The organism is Amycolatopsis coloradensis, from assembly GCF_001953865.1.
In the GTDB taxonomy this organism is placed as follows: Bacteria; Actinomycetota; Actinomycetes; order Mycobacteriales; family Pseudonocardiaceae; genus Amycolatopsis; species Amycolatopsis coloradensis.
Genome location: NZ_MQUQ01000056.1, coordinates 1 through 3,013 on the forward strand (window position 1 = coordinate 1; position 3,013 = coordinate 3,013).

3 protein-coding genes are annotated in these 3,013 nt (G+C 63.7%); 2 read left to right on the forward strand and 1 reads right to left on the reverse strand.

The window, feature by feature from the left end; genetic code table 11:
- Positions 1-194: 194 nt before the first annotated feature.
- Positions 195-764 carry a hypothetical protein gene (locus tag BS329_RS41650; protein ID WP_076169134.1) on the reverse strand — a complete coding sequence of 190 codons (570 nt, stop codon included), beginning with the start codon at positions 762-764 and terminating at the stop codon, positions 195-197.
- 1,048 nt (positions 765-1,812) lie between these two features.
- Between BS329_RS41650 and BS329_RS42280 the strand changes: the two genes are divergently transcribed.
- Both BS329_RS42280 and BS329_RS41660 read left to right on the forward strand, forming a co-directional pair.
- Positions 1,813-2,559, forward strand: a complete 747-nt coding sequence (locus tag BS329_RS42280; RefSeq protein WP_084750927.1) for a DddA-like double-stranded DNA deaminase toxin — start codon at positions 1,813-1,815, stop codon at positions 2,557-2,559.
- Positions 2,553-2,975, forward strand: a complete 423-nt coding sequence (locus BS329_RS41660; protein WP_076169135.1) for an Imm1 family immunity protein — start codon at positions 2,553-2,555, stop codon at positions 2,973-2,975. The genes BS329_RS42280 and BS329_RS41660 overlap by 7 nt, the downstream gene beginning before the upstream one ends.
- The last annotated feature ends 38 nt before the right edge of the window (positions 2,976-3,013 follow it).

Here is a 3,013-nt window from a genome sequence, read left to right on the forward strand (position 1 = left end):
GTGTTCACCTACCTCGGCTACTACAACCACGACCGTCTACATTCGACACTCGACTACCGAACACCCCACGAGACCCGCATAAGCTATCGTCAAGACCTCGCCCTCGTGGCATAAACCCCGGTGTTCGATTCCCGGGGGCAACCTCAGTCCGGGTCGCCTTGCTGTGCTTGCTTCAGAATCCTCGACGTCACCACTCAGTCAAATAAGCACTTGAGGACCCGGGTATCCGGCGATATTGCCTGCTGGATCGATTGCTGTCGCACTCCCAGTCGGCATACCCCGCAGGGGCCCGCCGGCCATTGGTGAGGCCGGCGGGATGCCTGGACCATCAGCAGAAGATCGCCAGTGAGTACGGCCGGTCGTTTGAGCTCGTGCCGGCAGGCGTCGATCAGAGCTTCGAAGGCGGCGTTGAAAGCCCCGACAAGCCGGGTGTAGTTCGGCTCGGCGCCGTTCGTGGGACGTAGTTTCGGCGAGTACCAGACGCCGAGGTCCTTGCAGGCGCCGATCAGTTGCCTGCCGGCCGCGTCGACCGCGGTGCTGCTTCCGATCATGACCAGGGTGTAGACGTCGTGGAGTTCGAGGTGGATCCGCTGAAAGTCCTGCTGCTCGACTTCGTCGTGGACGACGTCGGGGTTCTCGATAGGCGCGTGGAACTTGGGTTCCAACGCGAGCATCACGGTGAACAGTCGTGTGTAGGCGGCGTCGCGTTCGGTGCGCCAGGCAAGGTCGACGTCGCGGTCGTACTGCAGCCGCAGCTTCTCCATCTCCCGCTCATGGCGAAGGTCTTCCCGCTCCCGCTCACGGTGCCAGCGACGGTCTTCGCGGCGGGAGGCGATGAGCTGACCACCCCAGCTCCCAGCGAGAGCGCCGGCGAATCCCAGTACTGCTGCCCACCAGGTCATGCGTCCCCTTGTTCATCGACGTTGACGAGCGAGCCGCGTAGGACGCCACGCGCGGCACCACCGGCGCGGTCTGGCAGCGCTTAGGCGGTGGTGATTTCAACCTCCGTCCCTGGGATCGGCGGCTGATCGAGAAGCGCCGTAGTGGTCAGTAGTCACATGTTTCGTAGCCGGGTTGCGCCTCACAGCTGTCCAGCTGGCGACCATCGGGTGCGAGGAATAAGACCCAGACGAATGAGGCGCCGCCAGGAACATCAGCAGGTACGGTGATGTGTTGTTCGGACGTCCCGCATTGGACACTGGTGCTTTGGGCGCCCAATTGGACATGAGCGGTGTTAAACGTTTGAACGTACACCCGTCGACAGCTGCCTGACAGGGCACGGAGTTGGCCATCGACTCGAACAGACCTGTTGAACCAGTTGGCTTTGCCGACGAAATAAGTTTCGTAGTACGAAAGGCTGACATGCGCCGGGTCTTCAGCAGCCGCTGCGCTCGGTGCTCCCGCCAGTGCCATGCTGCTGGCGACGGCGAGTGCGGCGAGAGCTGCGGTCGCGCTTCGCTGTTCGGCCGGCGCCTACGGTTGCCGTCACTGTGCCTGTGTCCCGTCGTGTGAAGGTCTGCACCGTGACGCCCCCTATTCCTCGCGCCTGACTGATTCGGCGCTTCGTCGAGGCATACGCCACTCCAGGTTTTCCTGTTGCCACATCGACAGTTGTTCACTCGTTTGGCAGCGTCGAAGGTAGCGACCACCGGGGACAGGGTTCCGTGTCTTCTCGGCTGGGCAATCAACGACGGACAAGGCCGGCGAACGGCCAGCTCCAGGCCGAGTCTTGAGCACCTTGACCTGCGAGAATGCCCCCGCGAGTCGATCTCCGGGGTAGTCTCCGGTCGGACGACGCTCTGGGGAGGGGCCGTGGGACCGGTTGAGGAGATCGCCGGCGGGGTGCGGACGGCGCTTGCCAAGATAGAGGAGGCGACGGCTGCTCTCAAGCGCGCTGGTCAAGAGCTTGAGGAAGCTGGCGGGAAGTGGTCGGAGGCCGCGTCCGGTACGTCGGACCCGACGGTCGCTGGGCTGCCGGGCATGGTCGCCGAGGTCGGTGCCTCGTCGGAGACGGTCTCCGGCCTCATTGGCCGGTCGTCGGACCTGCTCGACGGGTATCTCCACAGCTTGGGAGTGCCGGCGGAGTCCACTTCGGTTGGCGCTTCTGGACAGTCCGCTCCTCCTAGCCCGGCCACTTCGTCCAGTGATCCGGAAGAGGACGAGGACCTGGTCGAACAGGCTCGGCGAGAGCTGCCGCCACCGGTGACACGCAGGCGCGGGGTGAAGACGCAGGGACGCTGGTTTGCGCCTGGTAAAACTATAGAGCCGATCAGCAGTGGCCGGGACAAGTACACAGAACAGATCAACCAGGTTTTGGCGGACGCTAGATGCCCGTACGTACCGGTGACGGTAGCTGCGGATGTGGAACTCAAGATCGCCGCCGAGATGCGTGAAAAGGGAATCACCGAAGCCACGGTGGTGATCAATAACACGCCTTGCGAGGGGCCAGCCAGCTGCGATGCGCTACTGGGTGTGGTGTTGTCGGAGGGCAGCACCTTGACGGTTCACGGGACCGGCGGTTTCACGAAGACATACAAGGGAGGCGCTCAGCCGTGGTGACGTTGGAAGCGTTCTACGACCCAGGACCCGGATCGGGATTCGCGATCAGCACACCGGACCAGGTGGACGAGCTTCTTGACCGCATGGTGTCCGAGTCGGCCGAGGAGTCGGTGGGGCTGATGGCCCAGGTCGGGCGCAAGGAGGGCGAGGGCTGGTCGTCCGCGCTTCAGTTTGGTGTGCGCGCGGCACAGCGCGGTTTCGTAGGCTACATGGGTAGCAACGGCGAAGCGAGCGCGATCAGCGACAACGGCGCGACGTCGCCAGAAATGCTTGCCTACGACTACCAATGCCATGAGCGCGAAGTGCCCAGCAACGCGGAGATCGCAGTGGCAGATGTCCGGCAGGCGGTCCACGACTTCGTGGCCTCGGGCGGTGCCCGGCCCGCAGGAGTGCGGTGGCGGGAAGTCTCGTACTAGTGCCGTATCAAGCAACGTTGGGTAGGTAATCCGGTCGG

Coding starts and splice junctions, on each gene's coding strand:
- BS329_RS41650 (WP_076169134.1), bottom strand. CDS start 764: ATGGAGAAGCTGCGGCTGCAGTACGACCGCGACGTCGACCTTGCCTGG.